At 48.2% G+C, this 22171-nt stretch carries 23 protein-coding genes and 1 pseudogene; 16 read left to right on the top strand and 8 right to left on the bottom strand.

From position 1 onward, the window contains the following. The first annotated feature begins 586 nt into the window (after window positions 1-586). Window positions 587-1966, top strand: coding sequence for a late competence development ComFB family protein (locus tag PSE6802_RS30620; protein WP_019498197.1), 1380 nt, complete (start codon window positions 587-589; stop codon window positions 1964-1966). An 82-nt stretch (window positions 1967-2048) separates the two neighbouring features. Beyond that, a complete protein-coding gene (locus PSE6802_RS0100910; RefSeq protein WP_019498196.1) occupies window positions 2049-3266 on the top strand; it encodes an esterase-like activity of phytase family protein in 1218 nt (405 codons plus the stop codon). On the opposite strand, the gene PSE6802_RS27230 is transcribed toward PSE6802_RS0100910, so the two are convergent. Beyond that, complete coding sequence (locus PSE6802_RS27230) at window positions 3226-3645, bottom strand: winged helix-turn-helix transcriptional regulator (RefSeq protein ID WP_019498195.1); 420 nt, start codon at window positions 3643-3645, stop codon at window positions 3226-3228. The two genes, PSE6802_RS0100910 and PSE6802_RS27230, sit on opposite strands and share 41 nt — an antisense overlap. 137 nt (window positions 3646-3782) lie before the next feature. Here PSE6802_RS27230 and PSE6802_RS0100900 point away from each other — a divergent pair, with 137 nt between their 5' ends. The 4 genes and pseudogenes from PSE6802_RS0100900 (at window position 3783) to PSE6802_RS0100885 (ending at window position 7264) form a co-directional block, all read left to right on the top strand. Then, window positions 3783-4481, top strand: coding sequence for a pirin family protein (locus PSE6802_RS0100900; protein ID WP_019498194.1), 699 nt, complete (start codon window positions 3783-3785; stop codon window positions 4479-4481). Window positions 4482-4720: 239 nt separating this feature from the next. Then, window positions 4721-4909, top strand: a pseudogene (locus tag PSE6802_RS32980) (helix-turn-helix domain-containing protein); the annotation flags it as partial. Between the two features lie 339 nt (window positions 4910-5248). Then, window positions 5249-6562 (top strand): adenylosuccinate synthase, encoded by a 1314-nt coding sequence (locus PSE6802_RS0100890; protein WP_019498192.1) that lies wholly within the window; start codon window positions 5249-5251, stop codon window positions 6560-6562. Between the two features lie 135 nt (window positions 6563-6697). After that, on the top strand, window positions 6698-7264 hold the full coding sequence (locus tag PSE6802_RS0100885; RefSeq protein ID WP_019498191.1) for a 50S ribosomal protein L25/general stress protein Ctc: 567 nt from the start codon (window positions 6698-6700) through the stop codon (window positions 7262-7264). Between the two features lie 120 nt (window positions 7265-7384). Here PSE6802_RS0100885 and PSE6802_RS0100880 read toward each other — a convergent pair whose 3' ends face one another. After that, entirely contained in the window at window positions 7385-8020 is a 636-nt protein-coding gene (locus tag PSE6802_RS0100880; protein ID WP_019498190.1) for a Crp/Fnr family transcriptional regulator, read from the bottom strand. A 175-nt stretch (window positions 8021-8195) separates the two neighbouring features. Between PSE6802_RS0100880 and PSE6802_RS0100875 the strand changes: the two genes are divergently transcribed. Further along, entirely contained in the window at window positions 8196-8954 is a 759-nt protein-coding gene (locus tag PSE6802_RS0100875) for a carbonic anhydrase (protein ID WP_026102974.1), read from the top strand. Window positions 8955-8965: 11 nt separating this feature from the next. Here the strand turns inward: PSE6802_RS0100875 and PSE6802_RS27225 are convergent, their stop codons facing one another. Continuing rightward, a complete protein-coding gene (locus tag PSE6802_RS27225) occupies window positions 8966-9499 on the bottom strand; it encodes a cupin domain-containing protein (protein WP_019498188.1) in 534 nt (177 codons plus the stop codon). A 63-nt stretch (window positions 9500-9562) separates the two neighbouring features. On the opposite strand from PSE6802_RS27225, the gene PSE6802_RS0100865 reads away from it, so the two are divergent. The 3 genes from PSE6802_RS0100865 to PSE6802_RS35705 all read left to right on the top strand — a co-directional run bounded on the left by PSE6802_RS0100865 (window position 9563) and on the right by PSE6802_RS35705 (window position 12136). Beyond that, window positions 9563-9961 (top strand): Pepco domain-containing protein, encoded by a 399-nt coding sequence (locus PSE6802_RS0100865; protein ID WP_019498187.1) that lies wholly within the window; start codon window positions 9563-9565, stop codon window positions 9959-9961. After that, window positions 9954-11777 carry an SUMF1/EgtB/PvdO family nonheme iron enzyme gene (locus PSE6802_RS0100860; protein ID WP_019498186.1) on the top strand — a complete coding sequence of 608 codons (1824 nt, stop codon included), beginning with the start codon at window positions 9954-9956 and terminating at the stop codon, window positions 11775-11777. Before PSE6802_RS0100865 ends, PSE6802_RS0100860 begins: the two co-directional genes overlap by 8 nt. 203 nt (window positions 11778-11980) lie before the next feature. Then, window positions 11981-12136 (top strand): SUMF1/EgtB/PvdO family nonheme iron enzyme, encoded by a 156-nt coding sequence (locus PSE6802_RS35705; RefSeq protein WP_412973430.1) that lies wholly within the window; start codon window positions 11981-11983, stop codon window positions 12134-12136. A 144-nt stretch (window positions 12137-12280) separates the two neighbouring features. Here the strand turns inward: PSE6802_RS35705 and thiO are convergent, their stop codons facing one another. Further along, window positions 12281-13318, bottom strand: a complete 1038-nt coding sequence (gene thiO, locus PSE6802_RS0100855) for a glycine oxidase ThiO (RefSeq protein ID WP_019498185.1) — start codon at window positions 13316-13318, stop codon at window positions 12281-12283. A gap of 28 nt (window positions 13319-13346) precedes the next feature. Beyond that, complete coding sequence (gene thyX / locus PSE6802_RS0100850) at window positions 13347-14048, bottom strand: FAD-dependent thymidylate synthase (RefSeq protein WP_019498184.1); 702 nt, start codon at window positions 14046-14048, stop codon at window positions 13347-13349. A gap of 294 nt (window positions 14049-14342) precedes the next feature. Between thyX and PSE6802_RS32970 the strand changes: the two genes are divergently transcribed. Next, a complete protein-coding gene (locus PSE6802_RS32970; protein ID WP_019498183.1) occupies window positions 14343-15068 on the top strand; it encodes a calcium-binding protein in 726 nt (241 codons plus the stop codon). An 11-nt stretch (window positions 15069-15079) separates the two neighbouring features. On the opposite strand, the gene PSE6802_RS0100840 is transcribed toward PSE6802_RS32970, so the two are convergent. Beyond that, on the bottom strand, window positions 15080-15871 hold the full coding sequence (locus PSE6802_RS0100840; protein ID WP_026102973.1) for a TlyA family RNA methyltransferase: 792 nt from the start codon (window positions 15869-15871) through the stop codon (window positions 15080-15082). Between the two features lie 234 nt (window positions 15872-16105). Between PSE6802_RS0100840 and PSE6802_RS0100835 the strand changes: the two genes are divergently transcribed. Together PSE6802_RS0100835 and PSE6802_RS31625 are read left to right on the top strand one after the other, a co-directional pair. Beyond that, window positions 16106-16345, top strand: coding sequence for a hypothetical protein (locus PSE6802_RS0100835; RefSeq protein WP_026102972.1), 240 nt, complete (start codon window positions 16106-16108; stop codon window positions 16343-16345). A gap of 77 nt (window positions 16346-16422) precedes the next feature. Then, a complete protein-coding gene (locus tag PSE6802_RS31625) occupies window positions 16423-17187 on the top strand; it encodes a DUF928 domain-containing protein (protein WP_071592243.1) in 765 nt (254 codons plus the stop codon). 90 nt (window positions 17188-17277) lie between these two features. On the opposite strand, the gene PSE6802_RS0100825 is transcribed toward PSE6802_RS31625, so the two are convergent. Next, the gene (locus tag PSE6802_RS0100825; protein WP_019498179.1) at window positions 17278-17733 is read right to left on the bottom strand and encodes a hypothetical protein; all 456 of its coding nucleotides are present in this window, start codon (window positions 17731-17733) and stop codon (window positions 17278-17280) included. A 77-nt stretch (window positions 17734-17810) separates the two neighbouring features. Between PSE6802_RS0100825 and PSE6802_RS0100820 the strand changes: the two genes are divergently transcribed. The 3 genes from PSE6802_RS0100820 (at window position 17811) to PSE6802_RS0100810 (ending at window position 20222) form a co-directional block, all read left to right on the top strand. Next, entirely contained in the window at window positions 17811-18245 is a 435-nt protein-coding gene (locus tag PSE6802_RS0100820) for a DUF1824 family protein (RefSeq protein WP_019498178.1), read from the top strand. Window positions 18246-18314: 69 nt separating this feature from the next. After that, window positions 18315-18722 (top strand): ChuX/HutX family heme-like substrate-binding protein, encoded by a 408-nt coding sequence (locus PSE6802_RS0100815; protein ID WP_019498177.1) that lies wholly within the window; start codon window positions 18315-18317, stop codon window positions 18720-18722. Window positions 18723-18899: 177 nt separating this feature from the next. Further along, on the top strand, window positions 18900-20222 hold the full coding sequence (locus tag PSE6802_RS0100810) for a 3-isopropylmalate dehydratase large subunit (protein ID WP_026102971.1): 1323 nt from the start codon (window positions 18900-18902) through the stop codon (window positions 20220-20222). Between the two features lie 7 nt (window positions 20223-20229). Here PSE6802_RS0100810 and PSE6802_RS0100805 read toward each other — a convergent pair whose 3' ends face one another. After that, the gene (locus tag PSE6802_RS0100805) at window positions 20230-22110 is read right to left on the bottom strand and encodes a hypothetical protein (protein WP_019498175.1); all 1881 of its coding nucleotides are present in this window, start codon (window positions 22108-22110) and stop codon (window positions 20230-20232) included. Between the last annotated feature and the right edge of the window lie 61 nt (window positions 22111-22171).

The raw sequence follows: 22171 nt of genomic DNA, 5'->3' as shown, positions 1-22171 counted from the left end.
GTACTTGGCTTAAAGCAACTACAAGCAAAGCCCGCCGCATTTATGGGTAGAATGTAGCGCTTTATAACAAATTAAGGTTAAGGTAGCGTAAATCCCTAGTATAATATCTGCAAGTTTTCAAGCTCTTCAACATGCTTGGGTTTTGGTGGGTTCCACTCAGAAATGGAGTGGGTAAAAGCTCAAACGTAACGCAAGAGTGTAGGCTTGACAGGTTAACTGGAACACTTGAATCGCTAGGGGTAATAACATCGAGGGTTCCGCATTGTCTGTCAGTCCTGAAGCAAGAAAGCCAGTTCTAATTGTTGGAGTCATTCACTAGGTAGCGCCTTGTCTAGAGCGGAAGAACGTTTCAGACAGGGGTAGCTCCACGATGTTCGTCGTATCGCTGAATCCCACGTCTTTCAAGCGTGGGAGTGCGTCAAACTTCAGTCAAAATACTGGATACATACCTTGAATAAATGGGTATTGTTGTAGCAGGCCTGAATTCACAGAGCTCAAAGAGGTTATTGCCATGACCGCTAGGCCAGAAAATTTGGGTATAGCAGCTATAGTTTTGTATTTCAACCTTTAGATATTGGTAAAAGCCGTGACTACTCCCTCGCCTGAATATGCGATCAGCATCAGAAATGTATTGGAAGATTTAGTTGTAGACGAAGCTAAAGAACAGATCCAGCGCCTTGGCAGCAAGGTACGCATTCAACTTGCCTTAGGTGAGGTTGCTGCCTATGCTCTGAATCGTCTGCCACCTCTTTATGCCAGTACCGATCGCGGCTGGCTGCAGCAACGCAAGCGGGCTAATAATGAGTTGAGATCGCAAATTATCAACGCCGTGCATCATGGCATGATGGCGGTGCGGCGCGATCCCTTGCGGCAACCCAAGCCTATTCCCCAGATCGAGCTAGAGAGCACGGCGCTGGCGCTCAGTAAATTAGCTAAGCTTCTCAACAAACCAGAATTAACCTGGAAAGAAGTACCTGCGGCAGTGGAAGAAGCTTTAGTTAATGGCAGTCAGGGAATTGTGCCCATTAATCTGATTACAGATCCAACGCAACGTCGCGTCTCCGAACTCATGGGCTATTTGAAAAGATCTAAGGTTCACCATAAGGGTTGCGATCGGCAAGATGGCGATCGCAACGCGAAAAAAACAAATACAGAGCAAACCCTTGCCGACGAATCCCACAAGGAAAACCACAAATCCCATCATCACGTGGATACTCCTCCTGTCAAGGACAAAGAGTTTGAGTCGTATATGCTGTCAGCATCATGTTTCTTTGTCAATGCCCTGGAGAAGGTGATTGTTCCGATCGCGCAAGCACAAATGGAACGCCTGGATACAGTTTTATCCAGAAAGGTAAAGCTTGAGGATGTAGTTGCCTATTCTCTAAATCGCCTGCCGCCTCTTTATGCCACCTGCGAGCAGGGATTGCTCCAGCAGCGCCATAGGGCTCATGCTGAATTGGCAAGCGAAATAGAGTCAACCGTAGTGCAGTCGATCCTGACCTTGAGTAAGTCTCCCAAGCGACTGGTCGGCCCTTTACCATTAGCAAGGTTTAACTTAGAGCACGAACAGGCGTTAGTCGAACTCAGACAGATCTTAAAGCGGGGCGATATTACCTGGCGAAACGTAAACACGATTGTAGAAAAAGCTCTGGAATACGTGCGCCGCAATCGGGTTAACTGGCGTCAGCAGTGGCAGACACTGGGGCAAATCTACGATGACCTGAGCCTCCAACCTGGAGATGCTGATATTACCCTCATTGATAGCACCCAGGGTGACGTTCTGACTATCAAGGCAAATTCTCGCAAAGTATTTGGGGTACTGGTTGACAATCCGCGCGATCTGGCTGCGGCTACCTTGATGTCTCTTCCTGAAGTTGCCTACATCGAACTAAGATCGTCGCTATTCGATTTCCCACTCACTTATACTCGCAGCGAAATGGTTGATGATGGCGTATTGCCATATTAATACATCAAATCCTTTGGAAAGCGCTATATCTTTTCTCTCAGAAATCTCCTAAGCTTGTATCTGTTGGCTGCCGAGCAGTTCCATGCAACAGATAGATCGTACATATCATAAATGGCGATCGCGCGCGCGCGATCCTAAAGTTCGTCACAGGGCGTGGTTAGGTGCTTTCCTAGCTGCTATCTTCCTATTTTTCGGTATAGCTCATCCCAGTCAAGCAAAATCTACAGGAGATCGAACTTTTCTCCAGCTCGATCTGCAGTTTCTGCACGAGTACCAACTACCCAAGCAGGAATTTGCCAGTACGCCTGTAGGCGGGTTATCGGCGATCTCCTACGACCGCGATCGCGATCGCTATTATGTCCTCTCTGACGATCGCAGCGATCTAGCTCCTGCCAGGTTCTACACGCTGGAGATCGATATCGATCCGGGTAAATCTGGTACGCCTAAATTTGAACGAGTGAATGTGGAAAGCGTTCAGTTCCTGAGCAATCCGAAAGGCGAGTTCTATGCCAAGGGTAGCATCGACCCAGAAGGAATGGCGATCGCCACAAGTAAGACAGCGTACATATCTAGCGAGGGGATCGCCCGCTCGGGCATTCCCGCATTTATTGATGAGTTCGAGCTAGAAACTGGAAAATGGCGGAAAAGTCTGCCCGTTCCATCGCGGTATTTACCAGCCGCGCAGGGGGAAGCTCCCAAAGGAATAGAAGATAATCTGGGGTTTGAAGCGCTGACTGTAGTTAAAGAGAGTCCGGGCGATCCGTTTCGTATATTTGCAGCAACTGAGTCGGCTTTAGCACAGGATAAACAGGACAATCCCGATGCTACTGACGACAAGACTCAAGGGGCAAGGAGCCGGATGTTGCACTACCTGGTTGGTGGCGGGCCTACCATAGTAGTTTCAGAACATCTTTATCCCGTAGAACCCTCTCCTGGTAATGGCATTAATGGCCTAACTGAAATTTTAGCGATCGATCGCGGCGGTCATTTTCTCAGTTTAGAGCGCTCTTTTAGCGGTCTGAAGTTTGGAGCCAAGCTATTTCAGATTGCTACGGGTAGTGCCAGCGATATTTCCAGCATCCCCAGCTTGAAAGGAAGTAATACAAATATCAGACCCATTCGCAAGCAGCTTCTACTCGATCTCGATAAGTTGGGAATACGCCTGGATAACCTGGAGAGCATGACCTTGGGGCCATTACTAGCAGATGGCAGCCAAAGTTTGATCCTGGTTAGCGACAACAATTTCCAAGCAGCCCAGGTTAATCAGTTTCTCCTGTTTCGACTCGCACAGAAGCGCTAGAGTTATTCTCCGTTTGCTCTAGATACTTCAACCCCCATGCGTGCATGGAATCCAGAATCGGCTTTAAGGTCTGTCCCATGCCAGTCAGGGAGTACTCCACTTTTGGCGGTACTTGTTGATAGACATAGCGACTGACGATGCCGTCCTGTTCCAGTTCGCGCAGTTGTTGCGTCAGCATTTTTTGGGTGATGCCATGCAGGGCGCGATGCAACTCCCCAAATCTTTTAGTGCCCAGAAACAACTCCCGCAAGATCAGGACTTTCCAGCGCCCTCCGATCGCTTTGAGCGCGCATTCAACAGGGCAGGTACTGCGCTCTAGATGCTTGTGTTCGATATTTTCAAGAGCGGTGTCTTTATCCTCGGCGATCGCTAATTTCATCGCATTTCCCTATTACTTTTGTATAGTATCTTTTTAGGTAGTATATTACTAAAAAGTGCATACTTTACAATATTATTGTATATCAATTAGAGTTTATATAGTTAAATAAATCGCTAAATAACACTAAGGAGCACGACATGCTGACATTACGCAAAGCAGAAGAAAGAGGCCATGCAAATCATGGTTGGTTAGATAGCTACCATAGTTTTTCCTTCGCTAATTACTACGATCCCGCACATATGGGATTTCGTAGCTTAAGAGTAATCAATCAGGATCGGGTTCGAGGTGGGATGGGCTTTGGCACGCACCCCCACAGAGATATGGAAATAATTTCCTATGTATTAGAAGGGGCACTGGAGCATAAAGACAGTATGGGCAATGGCTCGATTATCGCGCCAGGCGAAGTCCAACGCCTCACCGCTGGCACGGGGATTACGCATAGCGAATTTAACCACTCCAAAACCGAACAAGTGCATTTCCTCCAGATCTGGATCTTGCCAGATCGGCAAAATCTGCAACCGAGCTACGAACAAAAAAACTTTACGGTCGAGCAGAAGCGCGATCGCCTGCTTCTAATCGCATCTAATGATGGACGTAATGGCTCCGTTACAGTCAATCAAGATCTCAATCTTTATGCCACCGTGTTGAGCAATGGTGCTGAAGTAACGCATACAGTAAAACCAGGTCGTCACGCTTGGGTTCAGGTGGCAAGAGGCGAAGCGCTGCTCAACGGTCAACCTATGAAAGCAGGTGATGGTGCAGCCACAAGCCAACCTGGCGAACTGCAACTCATCGGTAAGGACGACGCTGAAGTTCTCATCTTCGATTTAGCTTAGGGATTAGCGCTTTAATACATAGACCTCTTGCAAATTAGGGTGAGGTTATTTTGCCAAGAGGGACAGAATAAGGAAATATCAGGACAACACTATTAAAAATCAACACAGTCCTGATGATGAATTATATAGCGGTTTTCAGATCGGAAAGAGTAGGGGGTTTGGGGGCGTTGCCCCCAAGAAGGGGTGGAACCCCTTCACCCCAAAAATAAAACCCGTTCTCAAGTGAAAACCGCTATACAATAGCGCAAACTTTGACAGATAGGCAGTTTAAGCGGCGTTTCGGCATCCGGCATCAAACCTTCAAGGAGATAGTCAAAGCGCTGAAACCGGAGTGGAGGGCGACAGCGAAACCAGGAGCCAAGCCCAAACTCGACCTCGAAGACCGCGTGCTGGTGGCACTGAAATATTGGCGGGAATATCGGACGTATAGCTGTAGCCACTAGGGATTAATCCTTCTGACTCCCCTTCGCCCCTTTTGGGAGAAGGGATTGGGGGATGAGGGGCTATAGATTTGTCAGTCAACCAGGCTCTGACCTGGCTATGCCAGGTCGCCATGATTTGGTCTAACATCGCCTGTCGTACGCCATTGCTTGCAATGCCAAAACAAGGACACAAAACTCCCCCGCTCAAGGAACTAGCTGTACCCCTGCGATCGTTTCAGCACAATTGCACTAACAGGTGCTTATTTGCTAATTTAGCAACCTTGACAAGAGGACATTTATTTGTAACGATCTAGTGTTTGTGCGATCGTTATTTAATTCAAATCCTTGGCTAATGTAATTGTAATCGGAACTCAGTGGGGTGACGAAGGAAAGGGCAAAATCACAGATTTGCTCAGTCGCTCTGCCGATGTTGTAGTGCGCTATCAGGGTGGCATAAATGCCGGTCATACTGTTGTAGTCAATGAGCAGACGTTTAAGCTGCATTTGATCCCTTCAGGAATCCTGTACCCGCAAACTGAGTGCATTATCGGTAGTGGCACCGTTGTAGATCCCCAAATTCTTTTGGAGGAACTAGAACAGCTACATCGGCTTGGCGTGTCTACAGATAACCTATTTATCGCAGAGACGGCTCACGTGACCATGCCCTATCACAGACTGATCGATAAGGCTTCGGAAACGCAAAGAGCCGAGCATAAGATCGGTACGACTGGCAGAGGCATAGGGCCAACCTACGCGGATAAGTCGGAAAGAGTTGGCATAAGGATTCTCGACTTGATGGACAAAGATGTTTTGCAAAAACGCCTGCGTTGGGCAGTCGAGCAGAAAAACATCGTTCTGGAGAAAATGTATGACTTGCCACCGCTAGATCCACAGGAAGTAATTACCTGCTATACCGAATATGCGGAGTTGCTGAAGCCGTATGTAGTTGATGCCTCGCTGAAAATCGATGAAGCCATTAGAAAGCGCCTCAACATTTTATTTGAAGGTGCCCAGGGTACGTTACTCGACTTAGATCACGGTACCTACCCCTATGTCACTTCTTCCAATCCGATCGCAGGTGGAGCCTGTATTGGAGCGGGCGTAGGGCCGACTACGATCGATCGCATTATCGGCGTATCTAAGGCATACACGACGCGCGTGGGTGAAGGGCCTTTCCCTACGGAGTTGAACGATTGTACTGGTGAGTTACTATGCGATCGCGGTGCCGAGTTTGGCACTACAACTGGCCGCAGGCGGCGATGCGGTTGGTTTGATGGGGTCATCGGTCGCTATGCCGTCCGCATCAACGGATTGGACTGTCTTGCCATCACCAAGCTAGATGTCCTCGATGAATTGGACGAGATTAACGTTTGCGTTGCCTACGAACTCGACGGCCAGGAAATCCGTGACTTTCCCAGCAACGCGCGCGTGTTTGCCAAGTGCAGGCCCATTTACAAATCTTTGCCCGGATGGAAAGCCTCCACCCAGGACTGCAAATCTTTAACAGAATTGCCCCTGGCAGCTCAAAGTTACCTGAAGTTTTTAGAGGATCTGCTAGAAATCCCGATCGCGATTGTTTCGATAGGTGCCAGCAGGGGACAAACAATTATTGTGGAAGATCCCATCCACGGACCTAAACGGGGGTTGCTCAATGTGTAATTGAATGTTTAACCCAATAAGCTCATGGCAGCTAGTTTAGCTTTAGCTCCTGGTCTGCTGCATTGGCTTGCATGGTGCGGCCAGTCGATATAACCACCAATCTCTCACAATCACCCATACCAACTAACAACAACCATGAAACTCAGCATTGCAGGTACAACCCGCACTCCTAACACCAACCCCCGCGCCTTGCGTCGCAGCGGTCGCATTCCCGCTACTGTCTACGGGCATAAAGGTGCAGAGTCTACTGCCATTAGCCTGGACGGCAAAGAAACGATCGCGCTCCTACGCCAGGCAAAGGTCAACAATACTATGATCGATCTCAGCGTTAGCGATGGTGATTTCAAAGGTGTAGCAATCCTGCGCGAAGTCCAGATGCATCCTTACAAAAATGATATCTATCACCTCAGCTTTTTTGCGATCGGCTCGCAATCGTCAGTTGAAGTAGACATCCCCCTACATTTTACCGGAGTACCCGTAGGGGTTAAAGTTGGTGGTGGCTCGGTAGAAGTACTGATGAACCAAATTAAAGTTTCGTGTCCTCCCAATTCGATCCCAGAAAGCCTTGAGGTAGATATTACCAACCTCAATGTCGGTAAGGGCATTCACGTTGGCGATATTGCCCTCCCCGAAGGCGTAACGCTGGTTGGCGATGCCACACCACTTGTAGTTAATATCATGGCTGGTCGCAACAAAGGTTAGTCGCTTCTCATAAATGCAATACGCGTAGGGGCAGTGCTTTCTGCCCCAAATCGTTTAGGGGCAGTGCCCCCGTGCCTGACCCCTACCAACCAGGGCGATCGCGGGAGTATTGCCCTAAAATTATGTGCGAGTAAAGTTTTTCATCAGAAGGATGTGACGATCGCGATCGATCTTAATCATTCCCTCTGACTGCAAACTACCCAATGCCCTGGTAACAGTAACGCGGGTACTGCCGATCGCATTGGCGAGGTGTTGATGGGTGAGGCGCACGCTCAGTTTTGTTCCCAAGGCAACGGGCTGCCCGACTTCATCCTTGAGTAATAACAACAACTGCCTTAACCTGTCCTCCACGCGGCGGTGGCTGACCAGTGCCAGCATGGCCTCGGTGCGTTGCAATCTCAGACTGAGATGACGAAAAATACCCTGCAAAAGTTGAGGAGATGATTCGACTTCCAGCATGGTAAATCGCATCAGATCGACATCCGATAGAGCGATCGCCTGATAGGGATCGAGTAAAGTGAGCGGCAAGCCAAAGGGGATAGCGGGGCCGACCAAGCCCAAGGACACCTCATCGCCACTTGGATGCAACGTACTGAGTTGAACGATGCCTCGACAAACCACCCAAATTTCGTGGGGATACATGGTGATATTCTGCCCGCTGCGGAACGGGTACAGACTGCGCCCCTGGTAGACATTCTCTAATAATTGTCGCCAATCCGAGTGCAGATTAGCTGTGGAATCTAAGAAGTAAGACATACAAACCCGTAATGCTTATCTTCCATACTAGATCGTCAGTCTTAAGCCGAGGTTAAGGTGCATATCGCAATGGACTATCAAATTATGTAAATTTTATGAATAATTGAGCATATTTGATGGTTTTGTGGATAGAGATGAAATTTCGATCGAAATATCCCAAAATTTAGGTAAAAGTATGACAAAGCAGTCTGGAAAAGGTTTTCTATCGCGCCGATCCCTCATAAAATTTGGTGCAGGCACAGTTGGCGCAGGTGCGATAACTGGTTGGTTAGGAACCAATGAATTCGCCCAAAACTTCAAAACTCAATTTGACGATGCCGCAGTTGCCTCTGAACCTGTTGATAAAGCTAAGTCAAATGACATTACGCCCGACCAAGCTTTGCAAAGATTAATTGATGGCAACAAGCGCTTTGTAGAAGAAAAGCGCAAGCATCCCAATCAAGAGTTTGCACGTTTGACAGAGGTGGCGCAGGATCAGAACCCATTTGCGGCAATTCTGGGCTGTGCCGACTCGCGCGTTACGCCAGAAATTATCTTCGATCGAGGCATTGGCGATCTCTTTGTCGTGCGCGTGGCTGGCAATATCTCGGCCACTGAGGATATTGCCAGCCAAGAATTTGGCACGTTAGTGTTGGGTGCCAAGGTGCTAATGGTATTGGGGCACGAACGCTGCGGTGCGGTTAAAGCTGCCGTCACGGGTGGTGATTTTCCTGGTTTGATCGGTAGCTTAGTCTATGCAATCAAACCAGCAGTTGATGCTTCTGAAGGGAAACCTGGCGATCGCCTGGAGAATGCAATTAAGTCCAACATTTTGTTGCAAACTAAGCGCTTGCAAACCTCTCCAGTGATTTTCAAGCTCGTGCAGCAGGGTAAACTGAAAGTAGTCGGTGGATACTACGATCTAGACACAGGTGTAGTTAGCTTGGTTAGCTAGTACTTTCTTAACTACTGAGGAGATTTTGCCAACAAATTGAGCACCGTCGTGTGAATATCTGGTAGCTGAGCAGCGCTGATACCATCAACCATCGTGCGCCTGAGCATAGGATTGTCTTCGTGAGTGAATCCAGTATCGCTATCGGGATGAAAGACGACTAAAACCAGGCTATCCTCATTAGTGCGAAATTTATGCGGGCGATCGCTCGGGATAAAAAAAATAATTCCTGGCTTCAGTTCGGTGATGCCATCTGGGGTTTCACAGACCCCGCTACCTCGAACGATCGCGCCAATGCGGTAGCTAGTGTGGGTATGCAATGTTTGGTCTACAGCGGGAGGGAAATACAAGGCATAAAAACTGGGATCGCCTCGATATACAGGTGGAATCAACAGTGAATTCGTGCCGCCATCAATGTATGCAAATCTACCTACTGGCTCAATTGGCCCACCAATGCTAAATACTCCCTGGAACTTCAGGGGAGTGATAACAATGCCAGAGGAAGTTTCACCATCAATCAACCCTACCCCAGGTAAACTGAAATACATGCCAGGGTGTAGAGTATAGGCTTCGTCTATGCGAGAATTAGGGGTAAACTTTAGGAACTAGCTATGGCAAGCAGTCAGTGGCAAGATGAAGAGTTGTGGATTGTAACGGCGGTTACTCACAATGAGCGCCCAACAGATGGAGCTAAGGAAGTTACAAGGGGGATTAATCCTTACGCCAGTTCGACAGTCTCAGGAGAAGAGTTAAAAGATAGCCGCATTAAGGCAGAAAAGCTAGAGGCGCAGATGTCGCAGTTTGTGAGAGTTGTGAGTCGCTTGTTTGGCAGCGTGCAAAAGCAAGTCGAACCGCAGGCAGGATTACAACTGGATGAGATTACGCTATCGGTTGAGATCGGCGGCGAGGGTGAGATTAAATTGCTCGGTACGGGCGTAAAAGCGGCAGGTAAAGGGGCGATCGAGTTAAAATTTAAGCGTTCGGAGTCGTCTAAACCTGTAAATGGCTAGAAATTGTGCTGTTGTCATTGGCATTAACGATTACGACGAAATTCAGCCGTTGCAGTATGCAAAAAGCGACGCTAAAAAAATGCGCGATTACTTTGCACGGGATCTAAACGTCCAACCAGAGGATTTATATTTTTTCTCCGACGATTCGCCGCGTAATAGGCACGGGCGTAAAACGCAGCCAACTTATGGAACGCTGATATCGTTTTTGACGGATCGCTTTGAAACGCCATTTTTGAGTGCGGGAGATACGCTGTGGTTTTATTTCAGCGGTCATGGGATGCCCTATGAAGGACGCGATTATCTCTTGCCCAGCGATGGCAATCCGCGCTCTCCTAACCTGGCAATTCCCATTGCTGATGTAACCGATCGCTTGCGGAGGAGTGGAGCGGATAACATCGTCTTATGTATCGATGCTTGTCGTAGCGAGGGTGTGAAAAGTGGTTTAGGAATCGGACGAGAAAAACAACAGGGCGTGATAACTTTCTTTTCATGCAGTCCCAGTCAGGTTTCCTACGAAATCGATGAGATAGCGCAGGGAGCGTTTACCCATGTGTTGCTCGAAGCGCTGAAGATTCAAGGCGAGGGTAACAATGCAACCGTGGAAAGACTCAACAACTATTTGCTCCATCAAGTTCCCAAACTAACCCAACAGTATAAAAATTATTTGCAAACTCCCTACGCTGTTATCGAACCAGCTACAAAGCTGCATTACATCCTACTCCCCAAATTTGCGAATCTCAGCGATATTAACATCCTCAAAATAGATGCTCTTCATGCTGAGGCAGAAGGGGATTTTACCTTAGCCTTCCAACTATGGTTGCGCGTTAATGTCGCGGCGGGTGGAATGGATATGCAGGCGATCGCTGCCTTTCAGCGTTTGGCAAATAAGCAACCTCCCCAATCAAACGAGCTAATTTCTCGTACTGCTAACGCTGGAGGTGCAAAAAACATTTCTACTGCTCTCAAAGAAGATGATTCGACTCGCAATCTTCAAATAGACTTGGGCAGTGGCATAACGCTCGATCTGATAGAAATTCCTGTGGGAAGCTTTACGATGGGAATGCCACCTGAGGAACGCAAAATCGCCTTAGAAAACGCGCTGAAATATGGTGTCAAGCGAGAAGATGCCGAGCAATGGTTGGATTGGTCTATACCTCAGCACCAGGTAGAATTACAAGCATTCTGGATGGGCAGATATGCCGTCACCAACGCCCAATGGCAAGCAGTGATGGGTACAAAGCCGTCTGAAAAATATGAGCGCAAATTTCAAGGCGACAAGCACCCCGTGGTGGGCGTATCGTGGCACGACGCGCGAGCATTTTGTAAGAGGCTCTCGGAAAAAGTCGGACGAGAGGTACGCTTGCCAACCGAAGCCGAATGGGAATATGCCTGTCGCGCTGGCACGACGACGCCCTTTGCCTTTGGCAAGATAATAACCACCGATCTGGTCAACTACGACGGTAACTATCCCTACGGCGACGCACCCAAAGGCGAATACCGACAGCAAACAGTTAATGTGGATAGTTTTTCGCCGAATGCCTGGGGCCTGTACCAGATGCACGGCAACGTGTGGGAATGGTGTCTAGATGAGTTTTACGACAGCTATAGCGACAAACCAAATCGCTTAAAGAAAAATGGCAACGAAGCTTGGGGCGATCTGAATGTAGACAAAAATGATAATCGTTATCGTTTGTTGCGCGGCGGTGCGTGGGGCCTCGATGCCAGGTACTGTCGTTCGTCTTTCCGCGTCAGGAGCGACGCGCGCGATATCGGCGACGGTGTTGGTTTTCGTGTGGTCTTGGTTTGTTCCCTGTGAGGACTCTCCTTTCCCTTTTCCCTTTAGCCCTTTTACTCTCTGCCCTTCTTTCTCTTTACCCTTGGCGCGAAGCGCCTCGAATTTTTTTCGATTTCTAGCTCTTTTAGCTTTTGCAGGTAGTCGATCTCCGATCCAAAGTCGCCAAGACAAAAAGCGAGAATTTATGTCATACTGAGCCTGCCGATCTTTGTCGATCTTTCTTGATGGCACATCGGTTGGGGTTGAGTTCCAAGCTGATGCGCGGCGGTTCGTGGAACAACAATGCCAGGAACTGTCGTTCGTCTAACCGCAACAGGAACAACGCGCGCGATATCAACAACAATGTTGGTTTTCGTGTGGTCTTGGTTTCTTCCCTGTGAGTACTCTCTACAGTCAGAACTGGTGAAAGGGATTTCATCGGGCGCACCCAGAGAGTCCAAACTCAGTCCCAGCGATGCGGGTGACTGCATCCGAATATCAAACGAGTCAGTTAGCTTGGTAGGGAAACCGAAGAATTAGCTGACTCACTCAATTGAAGGGAAATTGAACTTCTCTATCAGCGGATCTGCAGATTTACCTTCAATCCAGTCTGACATAAACTGTGCGGTAATGGGAGCGAGCAGAATGCCGTTGCGATAGTGCCCCGTTGCCAAGCAGAGATTCTCATAGCAACTCGCTCCTAAGATCGGCATCTCATTGGGCGCGAAGGGGCGAAATCCCCACCAGGTAGATTCAATTGTCATATCCGCGATCGCTGGATAGATGGCGATCGCATTACTCAGAAGCTGCATTACGCCTGAGGCCGTGTTACCCACTGCAAACCCTACATCTTCAACCGTAGCTCCGATAATAATTTGGCCATCCTGACGCGGCACTATATATGTATTGGTGCCAAATAAGACGCGCTGCAAGCGGCGATCGCGATCGAATACGGATAGCATTTGACCTTTGCGTGGCGTTACGGGCAGAGGCATCAACTCTCGCGTCCACGCACCCGTAGCAAGCAGGTATCGATCTGCCTGCATCTTGCCCTGGCTGGTGTCGAGGTGCGTAACGCGATCGCCACTGGTGGCGATTTGGTAGACATTTGTGCCTTCTAAGATCTGCACGCCCAGCGATCGCGCAGCAACGATCAGAGCCTTTGCCAACAGGCGATTATCTACCTGCCCATCCTCCCAAAACCACAAGGCTCCCGCGACAGTAGCGCTCAGACCAGATTGTCGCTTATCGAGTTGCGCGCGATCGATGTATTGAGGGTATTCTGGACGCGGCTCTAAAGTAGGCGCAAGAATACCGCAGCACCAGTAGCCGCAGTCCTGACCAGTAAGGTGCATTAGCTTCCTAATCCATTCTGCATATAGGTCGCGGCTGCGAATACCCAGTTCGCGCAGCGAGCCTTCCAATTGTTCTGCCTCCGGTGCTAACATGCCAGCGGCAGCCCAGGTTGCCCCCCGAGCACACGTATCGCGTTCCACAATGATGACAGACGCACCACGCAGAGATAGCTCCACCGCGATCGCCAGCCCAATTATACCGCCGCCAATAATTAGAACATTACTCATAGTGTTATTTTATAGCGGTTGGCTAATGCTATCCTTTGTGGGTTTTCCATGCGGCGATCGAAACAGGCACTATGGGCTGGATCAGTTGCAGAATAGCATCGGCATAACTGGCAATTTCATTTTGAGCGCCCGCTCCTAGCCGCAGCCCAATAAAGTTGAGTACAGCTTGTAGGGAAACCGTCCAAACCCACGAGGTATAGACGGATGGCACCAGCACGCCTCGCGCCTGTTCTCTACCAACACCTAATTCTAAAAGTTTCTGATAAGCTTCGTAGCTGGCTTGGCATTGAGCCGCATAAGTTTCCCTAGCTTGTCGGTTGGCTTCCTCTGAAAGCGCGCCTTCCGTTGCTTGTTTATTATTGGCAGACTGCTGGCGAAATACCGATGGCACGAAGAATTCATTACTATCATCGATCGCGACATAGCGAAAGCTTTTCTCATTCCATCCCAACTGCTCGTCATTGTGATTGCTAGCAATTACATGTTTCCACCACTGTCTGCATACATATAAGGGAGCTTTAACTTTGAACTTAAACACAACGCCACGAAAGGGAGAGGTATGCTCGTGCTCGATCAAATAATTAATCAATTTGACATCCTTTTCGTTCAGTGTTTGGGATGATTTCTCAAACGAAGCTCTGGCATCGTTGACTACATCAAGATCGCTGCCCATCGAGCCGATCAACTCAATTCTGCTTTTGCCATCTCCTAAGGGATCGATCCAGTTCAAAATGTTTCCTCCAGATTCATTGACTAACCAGGGTATCTAGTATACTGTGGGGCAACCGAATTTCTGATTTACACTCTGTCATGGCACAATGGTGACATTAAAAGCTTTAGAGAGCTAGATCCTAAACTGTTTCAAGCTCCTTTGTCTCCACATTTTGTATTCCTCATGAATAATCCAGACTAGAGCCACTGCTGTGTTCCACCCCTTTACCCCGTCAATAAAACCTGTTCTCAGTTGAAAAACGCTATACCGTAATTAAAAGTTTAGACAAATTAAAAATTAATTGGAGTGACAATGACAGTTTTTATAGGTACAGACGCTTCTGAAGTGCTGGCTTCCCCTGTGGGCGATCCATCTCTCATATTTGGTTTCGGTGGAGACGACACCATTTTTGGGCTGGATGCCGCAGATACCATCAGCGGTAATCTAGGTAATGACAGCATTGACGGCGGCGATGGTGACGACTTCATCCTTGGCGGTAAGGATAATGATGCCATAGCTGGCCGTGGCGGCAATGACTTTATTAGCGGTAACATCGGTGCCGATCTAGTTCGCGGCGGCGACGGTATCGATTCCCTATTCGGTGGTAGGGGGAACGATAGCATAACGGGTGGTAGCAGTAGCGATGCGTTAAGCGGCGATCGCGGCAACGATTCTCTAGTCGGTGTTAACTCAGCGGATGCCAGCCCTGGTTTAGGCGAAACGGACACGCTTACTGGTGGTACGGGCGCGGATATATTCGTACTTGGCGATGCCAGCAAGTCATTTTACGACGATGGCAATACGGCAGCTTTTGGTATGGCAATAATTACAGACTTTAATCTGAGCGAAGACAGCATCCAGCTTTCCCTAAAAGGCAGTTATACTGCCGCATCTCCGCCTGCGGGCTTCGGTACGGGGACGGCCATTTACCTGGATAAAGATGGTTTGTCTGCGATCGGCGGTCAAGATGACCTCATCGCGATCGTTAACGGTACGGAAGGCTTGAGCCTTAACGCCAGGTATTTTGCCTACGTTTAAATCCCCAACCCCTACCCCCCAGTCATTACGTTAATTTCATCTATAGTTGGTAAGTTACCCGAGCCACTATCCCGCAGCCAGAGCCAGTATTCATGGTTGCCAGTTTTGCCTTGAATTGGCGATCGCGTCATACCATGAAAGTACCACCCCTGAGCGATCGCGGCAGTCATGACGCGATGAAATGCCTCGGCACGGATTTTGGGGTCTTTGACAATGCCATGTTTGCCTACTTGTTGCTTCCCCGCCTCAAACTGCGGTTTGACCAGCATGAGTACTTCGCGCGGCGGCAGGAGCAATTCCCACAGTGCTGGCATTACCTTTGTCAGGGAAATGAAAGATAGATCCAGCACGGCAAAGTCGGGGCGTGGGGCATCCGGTGGGTATAGGTCTTCTGGTGTGAGATAGCGCAAATTCGTGCGTTCCTTCAGGACGACGCGCGGGTCTTTGCGTACTTCCCAAGCTACTTGCCCGTATCCCACATCGACACCATAAATACGGGCGGCACCGTGTTTGAGCAAACAGTCGGTGAATCCTCCAGTGGAAATGCCACCATCAAGACCGATGCGATCGCTCAGATCGAGTTCAAATACTGCTAATGCTCCAGCTAGTTTTTCGCCACCTCTAGATACAAACGGCGATCGCTCTTTAATTTGAATTGCTGCTGTTGTCAAAACTTCGGTTCCAGGCTTATCAACTACAGCATGCTCTACCTGTACCGCTCCAGAGCGAATCAGCCTTTGCGCCTGCTCTCGCGATGGGATCAGCCCCAGTTCAACTAGTAATGTATCTAAACGCTGTTTCAATTTTTTTAGGTAATTGTTAAAAATCTTTGACAGGATATTTCCCCAGACTGATGCGGAGAGGCTTCTATCCCTCTTCAGGACTAGCATCCCGTCGAGCAAATCTGAAAATTTCCTTAACAAAAGTTATCAAATCATTACAACCAGGCTAATTTGGTATCAGTATTTTTACTTAATAATACGCAACTTCCTTAAATTTTAAATTTTAGTAACAGTTACTTTTGAAATTATAAGTTTATGGCCCGTATAGTTATATATATGAACAGCCGCGACTATGCCGAACAGTTAAAGCGGGAGAGTGGCGGACAGCTTAGTAGTTTAAGGCGCAGTGTGCCGGATGAAATTGTTAGTTGGTTAAACTCACTGCCAGGTAAGGAATACGAAGGAAAGAAAATCAAGGAAGTTGTGAACTTTCAGCTTGAGGGAAAAAGATCCCTGTGGGAGTGCTTTACACTAGTTGAGCTAGAAGATCGCTAGCACTCTCGATCGCAGGGAAAAACTAGAAGTGGTAGCTATAGAATTAGGGTAAGCTCATTTACCGAAAATTACAGGTTATGGTTACTCCCCGTCAATTTCAAGCATCTTTGGCTGGGGCATCTTCTATTTATTTATTGCTACTGTCTCTTTACCCTGGTCAAGTTGGTGCTAATCCACTGAAGCTAGAGCACAGCTCTACAAACCGATCGCCCCAGAGCGCGAGAGGACAAAGAATATACATACCACCCGTTCAAGCTGCACCTCGTACAACCCAAGGTTCATCTGGTTCCCGAGGGTGTGAAGAGTCGATCCCTGCCTCTCTTCGTCTCCTAGTACCCGACAATCATGTGGGGCAAACTATGCAAGGCCATCCCACCTTCTTTTGGTTTGTTTCAGGGGGAGTCGGCTTACCGATGGAGTTTGCGATCGTCGAGCCTAAAGTAGCTCAGCCCATATATGTTACTCAAAAGTTTGTCCGCAAGACCGAAATAATGAAGGTGACTCTGCCCGGTCACTTACCTCAGCTAGAGCCTGGTAAAGCTTATCGCTGGTCCGTAAGCCTGATATGCAATCCTAAACAACGCTCTAGCTCCATCTACGCTCAAAGTTGGATCGAGCGATCGCTGCCACCCTCAGATTTAGCGACAAAGCTCGCATCTGCTAAAACAGACTACGAGCGGACAATTACCTACGCTCAATCGGGTTTTTGGTATGATGCCCTCTCTGCGATCGACACTGCTCGGAAAGCTAAACCCCAAGACCCAGAAATTTTGACTATGCGTCGTCTGTTGCTAGAACAAGTCGGTCTCAGCCAAGTTGTTGACTATTCCACAGAAATGTAGTCTGAATTGCCGATCTTTGACCTACATTGGGTTAATTTAAATCTGGAAAAGAAATTGCCGTCTGCCCGCTAGTTCTATTCTGGGGGCAGATTATTTTTGCGTTTGGGCTTGTCGTTCGTCTAGTTGCTTCGACAAATAGAGAAACCAGTTCAGCGCGATCGCCACGTCGGTAAAGGGAATGCTGTATAGCGGCGTGCTGGTCTTGGGAATTAATTCGAGCGCTACTGTCTTAATGTGTTTGATGCTGGCAATTGTCTCAGGCAAATTAGTGAGGTCGGAAAATGCGCGATCGTCAATCCTGATACAAACTTGCTTTAGCTCGCCAAAGTTAATACTCCCTTGTTCTATGGGCTGTTGGCGTGCTGGCTTGCACCATACCAGGCGATCGCCTGACTGTCCGAGTATGGCGTATATATCGTATTTATGGCGATCGAAATCTTTTGCCCATCGTCGATAAGCTTCTATTTTTTGATATTCATTCCAGCCTGCCCAGGCAAGCCAAATAAATAAAGTTAATAAAGGCAACCACAGAAGTCCACGTTCCATGCAAAATTATGATTAGATCGCATATTTAATTTTAATAATTTTACGACTCTGTCCGGCACCTAAATAATCTAAAGACTATGTCACCTATCGATCGCGATGAATTAACTATCTCTGACGCTCATGACATTTTGGTTGCGCTCAGCGATCTGGGCAATAAACCTGTTTGCTCAGAAGAACAGAAAGAGAGCCTGCGCAAGGCTTTGTTATTCCTGAAAGCACATACCGATTATCAGATTTTTGGTGTTTGCGCTGACTCTTTGGTACAAGGTACCACTGCCTTAGAAGAGTACGCGCAGGCATTTGCCTATAATCTTCCTCCTATTGACAGCGATCGCGACGGTTCCGTGTATATCAAATTTAATCCCAATCGCAATCTATTCCATGCTTCATCCTATTCAGGCGAGTATAAAGGTGTTTTAGTCTCTTACCAATCAGATTACAGCGACGGGCATAACGCTACCTACGGACACTTCCCATTAGATTTATTCAACGTAAAGAATTCATCGGTTTAGAAGCAGGTTTTCTAAAAGTGCTAATGTTAACAGTCTAATAACTTGTAAATTTTTGAGGACATAGTTCGCATGACTGCTACTTTAAAAGATTTTCTAGAAGAATGCGACGCTCTGGGATTGGTACGTTTAATTGTGACCAATGGCGGTGCGGTTTTAGAAGTTAAAGGCAAACTGGAAAAACTGTTCTACGCTGAATTGCCCAAGGGCAAGTATGCCAACATGCACTCGGAACTATTTGAATTTCACCTCAACATGGATGAAATCGTACGGGTGCGGTTTGAAACGGGAGAAGCCAAACGCGGTAACTTTACCACCTACGCGATCAGACTGCTCAACCACTCTGATGAGTCGCAATTAAGCATCTTTTTGCAATGGGGTAAACCAGGCGAGTACGCACCGGGGCAAATTGAAGCGTGGATGTCTTTACAAGAGAAATATGGTGAAACCTGGACACCGGAAAAGTTAGCTGCCCTATAAATTTTTGGTGCGATCGCCGATGAAGATATTGATATTCATAAGCGATTGGCTCTGTGACATCATCTGATACGAGCGTGCTAATGCGTCTGATAGAGCACTACTTTTGAGTCGTACTATGTACAATTAGTACTTAAACCTTACTTCAGTTTTTTAAATTAACCAACGGGATCGCAAACTATGGGAATGACACTCACCGAAAAAATTTTGGCAAGAGCAGCAGGACGTGCCAGCGTCAGCCCTGGCGAAAATATTTGGGTGAATGCCGACCTGCTGATGACCCATGATGTTTGCGGCCCCGGTACCATTGGTGTCTTTAAGAAAGAGTTTGGTGCCGATGCGAAGGTTTGGGATGCTGAAAAAATCGTTTTGATCCCCGATCACTACATCTTTACTAAAGATGCCCGCGCCAACCGCAATGTCGATATTTTGCGCGAATTTGCGCGAGAACAGGGAATTAAATATTTCTACGACATTACCGATTTATCTAACTTTAAAGCTAACCCCGACTACAAGGGCGTTTGCCACGTTGCCCTAGCTCAAGAAGGTCATACACGCCCAGGAGAAGTCTTATTTGGCACCGATTCCCATACCTGCAATGCGGGTGCATTCGGCGAGTTTGCCACTGGTATTGGCAATACCGACGCGGCGTTTGTGATGGGGACGGGTAAGCTTTTGCTCAAGGTGCCTGCTTCGATGCGGTTCGTATTTAACGGTGAAATGCCCCCCTATTTATTGGCTAAAGACTTGATTTTGCAAGTAATTGGCGACATTGGCGTAAGCGGTGCCAACTATCGCGCTTTGCAGATTGAAGGCGATACGATCGCTCGCATGACGATGGAGGAGCGCATGACCCTCTGTAATATGGCGATCGAGGCAGGCGGTAAAAATGGTGTAATTGCCCCTGACCAAACCACATTTGATTACGTTCGGGCACGCACAGATAAATCTTTCAATCCTTTGTATGCAGACGACGACGCGCAGTACTACTACTGCAAACATTACGATGTTTCCCAACTAGAGCCAGTTGTCGCTAAGCCCCACTCGCCCGATAATCGCGCCCTTGTCAGCGAATGCAAAGATGTCAAGATCGATCGCGTCTATATTGGCTCCTGCACGGGCGGCAAAATCACTGATTTTATCAATGCGGCTCAACTCCTCAAAGGCCAGCAGGTAAAAGTCCCCACCTATCTCGTCCCTGCCACGCAAAGAGTGTACGAGGATCTGTTTACCCAAAAAATCGATGGCATGACTCTGTCGGAAATCTTCCTACAGGCTGGCTGCATCGAGCCTGCCGCGCCTTCCTGTGCGGCCTGCTTGGGTGGCCCTCAGGATACATTCGGCAGATTGAACGAACCCGAGGTATGCGTCTCGACCACGAATCGCAACTTCCCCGGTCGTATGGGTAATAAGCAAGCGCAAATTTATCTAGCTTCCCCCTACACGGCGGCAGCTTCAGCTCTGACAGGTTACGTCACCGATCCACGGGAATTTATGGCTTAGATCCTGGTTAGGGCAGGCGTATCGCATATTGATCGCCGCTGAGTCGGAATGCTTTGCCCGTATCCGTATCAAATGCCCAGGCGCTAATCTGCACTTTTCCTGTTGGTAATTTATCTTTCGCAATCTTTCCTAACCAGCCAGAATTGCGGTAGTCAGAGTTGCCATAGGCTTTAGCTATGTCATCCCTGGGGAATTGGTTATCTGCCACAGCAAACATAATCGATTTGTTATTTGCATCCGTGTAGGTCAGAATTAAGGCATCTGCTGGCGATCGCTTTTGCGGTAATATCGCCCAACCGATCGCCGTATAGCTCCCATCTGAGTTTCGATGCAGACTGTCAAAGTAGCCGTATTTATTTGCATTCTCAGAACTATCTCCACTGATATCCTCTGCAACTTTTGTAGTGAGTAAAGGTGGTTTCAAGAATCCATATTTATCGATCTGGTGTACGCGCTCCTGCACCACAGATAGGCGGGGACTCACTTTCTCTCTGAGACAATCCTCTTGCACGAAATTGTTAATTAAAAGCAAGCACGCTTTCCCTTGCAAGCGGCTGGTTCTGGTGTATCCCATCATCTGCACGGAATAGATGAAAGTTTGACTATGCAGAAGTAAGAGAATGCTTATTCCAGCCGAGATCGCCACCTTCGAAAATCGCCGCCAATCTCCCAACCGCCCCCACTCCCAACCGCCCCCACTCCCGTCCAGTAAGGGTTTAGCGTTTGTCAGGAATTCTTGCGTTTGATGAGGAGATTGACAGACAAATGCTAAACTCCTGCGGGATCCCCCGCCCAACCTCCAACCTCCAACCCCTGCCCCCCAACCCAAATGTATCAATGCCACCAAGAAATACAACGAAAAGGTCGTGTATCGCGATGACGTAGCCTGCTCGATGCCAAAACCAACTCGACCGAGCGTAGTAATCGAGGCGCTCAGTAATGAATAGGCTCCCAAGCTCAACCAGCCACGGTTGGGATAGATTAACTTGGGATGTTTGGTGAAATACAGGCAGATGCCCCCAGCTAACAATAGTAGCAATAATCCAACAATGGACGATTGCAGAACCAGTGGTAAAACACCACCATATCCTAATGGATTGCCGAGGAAGGCGAGGAAATAATGGACCGCTGCGATGGGATGTGTCAAAGCATAGGCAAAACTGGGGGTTTGGGCTGGCTTTTGGTAATTGTAGAAATAGATCGCGCAGGCGATCGCAAAACCGATCCACCAGACTACGACCAATCGCCGATGGGCAAGCCAATCGCGCCATGTTGGGAAGAGAACGGGAAACACTACCAACCAGTACAGGATGCCATTGGCATAGGAGTACATGCTGACAATGGCTAAACCCAGGCAAATGCCAAATTTGGTGTTGAGTTTGAGTTGGGAATAGCAAACCGAAATGGCGGTGGTGATACAGGCAATGGGCATAAATACCACTACCTGAATGCCCCACAACCAGTTATCCCATTGCACGGGCGAGAAAATGATTAGATTAGCGATCGCTGCTAGCAACAATCCTTGTACGGCACTACCACCAATAGTGAGTCGATTGAGACGATAAATATTAACCGCCACCAGACAAGCCAGGAGAAACGAAACCAGCATCTCGTAGCGCGAGTCCCAGTGGGTAAACTGCGCCAGGGTGAGAAAAATCAGGCGCGGAAAAAACTTGCGGCTCTCGTTATGTTGGGCAATCAGGTCGCTAAAGGAAAGAGTACCCTCGACCCATTTCGGTAATAATCTCGCGATCGCCCACTGATCTTGAAACGGGACGTTAACGCTGTATTTGACAATCAGAAACCCCAATAGGCAGGCTGGGAAAATCGCTAGGCAAAAAACAACCGGCAACCAAACCTCGCGATATTGCTGAATCCGTTTGAGCATTAAATTACCTGCATGTTAAACGAACTATAAAGGATCGTTCTTGAAAATAAGATGTAATTTT

The sequence above is a fragment of the Pseudanabaena sp. PCC 6802 genome, assembly GCF_000332175.1.
In the GTDB taxonomy this organism is placed as follows: Bacteria; Cyanobacteriota; Cyanobacteriia; order Pseudanabaenales; family Pseudanabaenaceae; genus PCC-6802.
This window is presented reverse-complemented; position numbering and strand designations above follow the sequence as displayed.

What these genes read in the sequence shown, in the direction of transcription:
- PSE6802_RS0100875 (WP_026102974.1), top strand. Translation starts at nt 8,196, where the DNA reads ATGACAAAGCAGTCTGGAAAAGGTTTTCTATCGCGCCGATCCCTCATA.
- PSE6802_RS27225 (WP_019498188.1), bottom strand. Translation starts at nt 9,499, where the DNA reads ATGTATTTCAGTTTACCTGGGGTAGGGTTGATTGATGGTGAAACTTCC.
- PSE6802_RS31625 (WP_071592243.1), top strand. Translation starts at nt 16,423, where the DNA reads ATGGTTACTCCCCGTCAATTTCAAGCATCTTTGGCTGGGGCATCTTCT.
- PSE6802_RS0100815 (WP_019498177.1), top strand. Translation starts at nt 18,315, where the DNA reads ATGACTGCTACTTTAAAAGATTTTCTAGAAGAATGCGACGCTCTGGGA.
- PSE6802_RS0100885 (WP_019498191.1), top strand. Translation starts at nt 6,698, where the DNA reads ATGAAACTCAGCATTGCAGGTACAACCCGCACTCCTAACACCAACCCC.
- PSE6802_RS0100880 (WP_019498190.1), bottom strand. Translation starts at nt 8,020, where the DNA reads ATGTCTTACTTCTTAGATTCCACAGCTAATCTGCACTCGGATTGGCGA.
- PSE6802_RS27230 (WP_019498195.1), bottom strand. Translation starts at nt 3,645, where the DNA reads ATGAAATTAGCGATCGCCGAGGATAAAGACACCGCTCTTGAAAATATC.
- PSE6802_RS32970 (WP_019498183.1), top strand. Translation starts at nt 14,343, where the DNA reads ATGACAGTTTTTATAGGTACAGACGCTTCTGAAGTGCTGGCTTCCCCT.
- PSE6802_RS0100835 (WP_026102972.1), top strand. Translation starts at nt 16,106, where the DNA reads ATGGCCCGTATAGTTATATATATGAACAGCCGCGACTATGCCGAACAG.
- PSE6802_RS35705 (WP_412973430.1), top strand. Translation starts at nt 11,981, where the DNA reads ATGGCACATCGGTTGGGGTTGAGTTCCAAGCTGATGCGCGGCGGTTCG.
- PSE6802_RS0100865 (WP_019498187.1), top strand. Translation starts at nt 9,563, where the DNA reads ATGGCAAGCAGTCAGTGGCAAGATGAAGAGTTGTGGATTGTAACGGCG.
- PSE6802_RS0100820 (WP_019498178.1), top strand. Translation starts at nt 17,811, where the DNA reads ATGTCACCTATCGATCGCGATGAATTAACTATCTCTGACGCTCATGAC.
- PSE6802_RS0100805 (WP_019498175.1), bottom strand. Translation starts at nt 22,110, where the DNA reads ATGCTCAAACGGATTCAGCAATATCGCGAGGTTTGGTTGCCGGTTGTT.
- PSE6802_RS0100910 (WP_019498196.1), top strand. Translation starts at nt 2,049, where the DNA reads ATGCAACAGATAGATCGTACATATCATAAATGGCGATCGCGCGCGCGC.
- PSE6802_RS0100810 (WP_026102971.1), top strand. Translation starts at nt 18,900, where the DNA reads ATGGGAATGACACTCACCGAAAAAATTTTGGCAAGAGCAGCAGGACGT.
- PSE6802_RS0100860 (WP_019498186.1), top strand. Translation starts at nt 9,954, where the DNA reads ATGGCTAGAAATTGTGCTGTTGTCATTGGCATTAACGATTACGACGAA.
- PSE6802_RS0100825 (WP_019498179.1), bottom strand. Translation starts at nt 17,733, where the DNA reads ATGGAACGTGGACTTCTGTGGTTGCCTTTATTAACTTTATTTATTTGG.
- PSE6802_RS0100900 (WP_019498194.1), top strand. Translation starts at nt 3,783, where the DNA reads ATGCTGACATTACGCAAAGCAGAAGAAAGAGGCCATGCAAATCATGGT.
- thiO (WP_019498185.1), bottom strand. Translation starts at nt 13,318, where the DNA reads ATGAGTAATGTTCTAATTATTGGCGGCGGTATAATTGGGCTGGCGATC.